The 3,586-nt window shown below is 67.2% G+C and carries 6 protein-coding genes and 1 pseudogene; 4 read left to right on the top strand and 3 right to left on the bottom strand.

Annotated features, from left to right (window positions below; all coding sequences use genetic code 11):
* Positions 1 to 211, bottom strand: a pseudogene (locus tag NA4_RS37585) (hypothetical protein); the annotation flags it as partial.
* Positions 212 to 532: 321 nt separating this feature from the next.
* Between NA4_RS37585 and NA4_RS37580 the strand changes: the two are divergent.
* The gene (locus tag NA4_RS37580; protein ID WP_067480881.1) at positions 533 to 1,096 is read left to right on the top strand and encodes a hemerythrin domain-containing protein; all 564 of its coding nucleotides are present in this window, start codon (positions 533 to 535) and stop codon (positions 1,094 to 1,096) included.
* A gap of 148 nt (positions 1,097 to 1,244) precedes the next feature.
* On the opposite strand, the gene NA4_RS41100 is transcribed toward NA4_RS37580, so the two are convergent.
* Positions 1,245 to 1,391 carry a hypothetical protein gene (locus NA4_RS41100; RefSeq protein ID WP_157129558.1) on the bottom strand — a complete coding sequence of 49 codons (147 nt, stop codon included), beginning with the start codon at positions 1,389 to 1,391 and terminating at the stop codon, positions 1,245 to 1,247.
* 181 nt (positions 1,392 to 1,572) lie between these two features.
* On the opposite strand from NA4_RS41100, the gene NA4_RS37575 reads away from it, so the two are divergent.
* Positions 1,573 to 1,992 (top strand): hypothetical protein, encoded by a 420-nt coding sequence (locus NA4_RS37575; RefSeq protein WP_067480878.1) that lies wholly within the window; start codon positions 1,573 to 1,575, stop codon positions 1,990 to 1,992.
* A 110-nt stretch (positions 1,993 to 2,102) separates the two neighbouring features.
* Here NA4_RS37575 and NA4_RS37570 read toward each other — a convergent pair whose 3' ends face one another.
* Positions 2,103 to 2,381 carry a hypothetical protein gene (locus NA4_RS37570; protein WP_067480875.1) on the bottom strand — a complete coding sequence of 93 codons (279 nt, stop codon included), beginning with the start codon at positions 2,379 to 2,381 and terminating at the stop codon, positions 2,103 to 2,105.
* A 310-nt stretch (positions 2,382 to 2,691) separates the two neighbouring features.
* Between NA4_RS37570 and NA4_RS37565 the strand changes: the two genes are divergently transcribed.
* Both NA4_RS37565 and NA4_RS37560 read left to right on the top strand, forming a co-directional pair.
* A complete protein-coding gene (locus NA4_RS37565; RefSeq protein ID WP_067480885.1) occupies positions 2,692 to 3,045 on the top strand; it encodes a hypothetical protein in 354 nt (117 codons plus the stop codon).
* Positions 3,046 to 3,175: 130 nt separating this feature from the next.
* Positions 3,176 to 3,586 (top strand): LLM class flavin-dependent oxidoreductase (locus NA4_RS37560; RefSeq protein ID WP_157129557.1); only part of this gene is annotated, 411 nt, incomplete at its 3' end.

The following is a 3,586-nucleotide window of genomic DNA, read 5'->3' as shown; positions in this document are numbered from 1 at the left end:
CCGCCGTGCGCGCCGCCTTCGCGGACAGGAGATGATCGCCGATACCGTCGGCGACCACGAACGCCGTCGCCCCGGTCACCGGGTCCGTCTCGACGGCCACCGCATCCGCGTTGATCGATCGAGCTCCGCGGCGACTCAGCGAACCGCCGCGCGCCGTGCCGGGCCCGAGCATCCGGATCCGCGGCATGCTCGGGGTGGTGGCGGAATGCATGGCTCTCCTCGGGCTGTGGATGTGCCGCCGATCGGCGCGCCCCTTCAGGACACCGGCCCAATCCGTGCGCTTCGCGAGAGGTCCCCGTGTAACTGCTGAGAATCAGTCATCAATCGTGTCACGGCCCATTGATGGTCATCTGGACCAATCTGTCACCCGGCGGAGCCGTGAGACCGGCGCGACACCACGGCCGAGACGCCGGTTTCGTAGGCCCCAGCGCGGGAATGCGCTGTGCGAAGGAGCCTGTATCGCATCGGTCGCCGCTGGCTCCATACCTCGTCGGCGGCGAGATGAAGCGGCCATCCTGGAAGGAGAACAAGCATGTCGCCTGCAACGATCAATTCGACCTCGGACGCCGTCGACTTCCTCGTCGAGCAGCACGGACGGATCCGGCAACTGTTCGTCGAAACCGCCCAGGCATCCGATGTCAAGGAACGCGAGAAGAAGTTCTTCGAGCTGCGACGGCTCCTGGCGGTGCACGAGACCGCCGAGGAAGAGATCATCCACCCGCGCGCACGCCGGGAGATCGGTGACGGCGCTGGCATCGTCGAGGCGCGCCTCGACGAGGAGAACAAGGCGAAGAAGCAGCTGGCGGATCTCGAAGAGCTCGACATCGGTTCGGTCGAGTTCGAGGTCAAGCTGGACGGCTTGCGCAGGGCCGTGCTGGCGCACGCGGAACACGAGGAGAACGAGGAGTTCAACCGTCTGCGCCAAGAAATGGACCCCGACTCCCTGAAGCGGATGCGCAGCACGGTCGAACTCGCCGAAGCCATGGCGCCCACCCGCCCCCATCCCGGCGTCGAGTCGGCCGCGGCCAACGCTCTCGTCGGCCCATTCGCGGCGATGATGGATCGCGCCAAGGACATGATCAGCAAGCCACGCTGAGCCAGATCCCCTTCGACACCGCGGCGCCGGCATCGCCTGCTCGAGGCGATGCCCGGCGCCGCGCTCTCGTACTCGGTCAGACGCTCCTGGCGCGATTCTCAGGCATTCCCGCAGACGGTCCGCCTGCCTTGGGTCAGAGCATCCGTGCTCACAGCAGAACCAGAACGACACTCAGCACGCACACCATCAACACCCATGCCGCGACGGTCAGACGAATAGAACCCTCCGCATCGGAATCGCCGCGATCACGACGTCGACCAGCGCGGTACGGCGGGCGCGAGGCCGAAACGGACATGACATCCTCCTTCGGTCGGCTTGCGTCGGGGAGTCGCATACCCGCTTTCGGCGCCGATCGTCGCGGTGTCTTTGTGGCGAATCCCACCCGCCGGGCGCGGCGACCAGATCACGGCAGCTCAGCTGCGGTGTTTGGCGTCGGCGGTGAGGGGAAGTCGCTCGATGCAGGAGAGGAGTCGGCAATGACCGAACCGAAAGACACCTACGACCCGCCACACGACACGGGCGCGCCCGACTCTGCTGAATCCGATCCGGCCGCCCTCAGCAGCGCCGAGGACCTGGACGAGGACCGGCTGCGTTCCGATCCGCTCGAGGCCGGGATGGACCCGCCCGAACACTGGTCGGGAGCCACCCGGTACGGCATGACGCACTGGGAGGAAGCCCATCCACGACCGATCGGAGAACGGCTGGCCGAGGAGGAGCCCGATATCGACCCGGACCGGGAGCCGCGAGCCGGCCAGACGGGGAAACTCAGGGACATCACATGCGACAGCGACGAGGTGCGCGTCGATCGCACCTACGAGGAGGAACTCGGCGTCGCGGCCGATGTCGCGGGTGGCTCGGTGGCGGAGGAGATCCGCCACGCCGCACCACTCGAGTGATCGGACGGGCAATTCGGAGTCAGGCCCGTGCCGGGCCGGAGTCCACCTTCACACAAAGAACCGGCCCGACGAAACCCGTCGAGCCGGTGGTCACGAGTCAGGGCCGCGGTTCAGCCGATGATGGCGTTCATGATCGTGCCCGCGCTCGTCGCGACCGCACCACCCGCCATCGCGCTGGCGATCATCTTGGGCGACTGGAGGGTGCCGCCGTTCCACTTCTCCCACGCGAACCTGCCACCGCCGTACGTGATCGCCGTGATGCCGGAGAGCTGGACCAGCCAGGTGAAGTAGCGGCCCAGCTGCATCAGTTTGTCCGCCATCGGCGGCTCTTCCGGAGTCGGATTTTCGAACTGCGCCAGCACGGTGTCGTGTAGCGCGGCGAGAATCATGCTCACGTTCGCACTCCTTTTTCGCATGCCGAAGGTGATGCCGGAGACAAATTCGAGGGGAAAGAGCGGAGCTGCTGAGCGGCAAACTCGTGACAAGATCGATTAGAACGCATGACGGTGGTGTATTCCCCGCGACACACCGCGGGCGCGCGGACCCCTCGCCGCATTGACCGGACCGGAATTCGCCGCATGATTGCCCTGGCGACGACGGGCAACAGAGCATCCGCGGCGACGTTTGAGGCGTCACCGCTCGGCAATCACGACGAGGGGAGCCCGATGCCCAGAGGTCCCAGAGGTCCCAGAGGTGCTGATGGTCGACGATGTCGAGAAACGGTGGCGCGATCCGCGGATGTTCCGCCGCGCCGCGAGCTATGTCGTCTCGGTCCTCGCCACGGCCACGCTGGTCTTGCTGCTCATCCTGCTGTGGGCCGCGCAGAGCGAGTGCGCGGACGCGGACACGCTGCTGTGCGACACCACCGCGGAGGCCGCCGTGGTGATCGGGCCGTCGGCCGTCTTGCTGATCGGCGGGATCGGTGCCTTCGTCGAAACCTACCTCCAATGGCGCCGCGGCCGGGCCTGGCCGATCTGGCAGGGCGCGGGCTGGTTCCTGTTCGTGCTGATGGTGGTCTACCTCGGGATCGGCGGCGGCGCGGCGGCGAGCTGATCAGTCGGCGACTGCGGCCATCGGTAACGAAACCTATTGCCGAACAGCACGATCGACGTGAGCGTCCGCGACATCGAGATGAGCGAAGGGAACATTGGCGTGGCCACCGCCGCTTCGTAGCGTCGAGACCATGACCTTGGAAATCGGCACCATCCTGCCCACCTCGACGCCCGACCCCGCCCGTCCCATCCTGGGCGACGTGCGGGCGAGCGCCCGTTTCGCCGAACAGATCGGCCTCGACTCGGTGTGGTCCACCGACCATCTCGTGGCAAGCGCGCCGATTCTGGACAGCACCGTGGTGCTGGCGACCGCCGCAGCCGTGACCGACCGCATCCGCATCGGCTACAGCGTCTTGCTGCTGGCGTTGCGCCCGGCCGCCTGGGCCGCCAAGCAGATCGCCACTTTGCAGTACGTTTCCGGCAACCGGCTGATCCTCGGCGTCGGCACCGGCAACCCGGCGCACGGTGACGTCGGATGGCGTGCGGCCGGGGCGCCGTTCGCCGAGCGCGGCCGTCGCACGGACGAGGCGCTGCGCGTGCTG

It is taken from the genome of Nocardia amamiensis NBRC 102102, from assembly GCF_001612745.1.
GTDB classification, from domain to species: domain Bacteria; phylum Actinomycetota; class Actinomycetes; order Mycobacteriales; family Mycobacteriaceae; genus Nocardia; species Nocardia amamiensis.
The sequence above is the reverse complement of the archived record's forward strand: the minus strand, read 5'-3'. Positions and strand labels throughout refer to the sequence as shown.

What these genes read in the sequence shown, in the direction of transcription:
- NA4_RS37580 (WP_067480881.1), top strand. Translation starts at nt 533, where the DNA reads ATGTCGCCTGCAACGATCAATTCGACCTCGGACGCCGTCGACTTCCTC.
- NA4_RS41100 (WP_157129558.1), bottom strand. Translation starts at nt 1,391, where the DNA reads ATGTCCGTTTCGGCCTCGCGCCCGCCGTACCGCGCTGGTCGACGTCGT.
- NA4_RS37570 (WP_067480875.1), bottom strand. Translation starts at nt 2,381, where the DNA reads ATGATTCTCGCCGCGCTACACGACACCGTGCTGGCGCAGTTCGAAAAT.
- NA4_RS37565 (WP_067480885.1), top strand. Translation starts at nt 2,692, where the DNA reads ATGGTCGACGATGTCGAGAAACGGTGGCGCGATCCGCGGATGTTCCGC.
- NA4_RS37575 (WP_067480878.1), top strand. Translation starts at nt 1,573, where the DNA reads ATGACCGAACCGAAAGACACCTACGACCCGCCACACGACACGGGCGCG.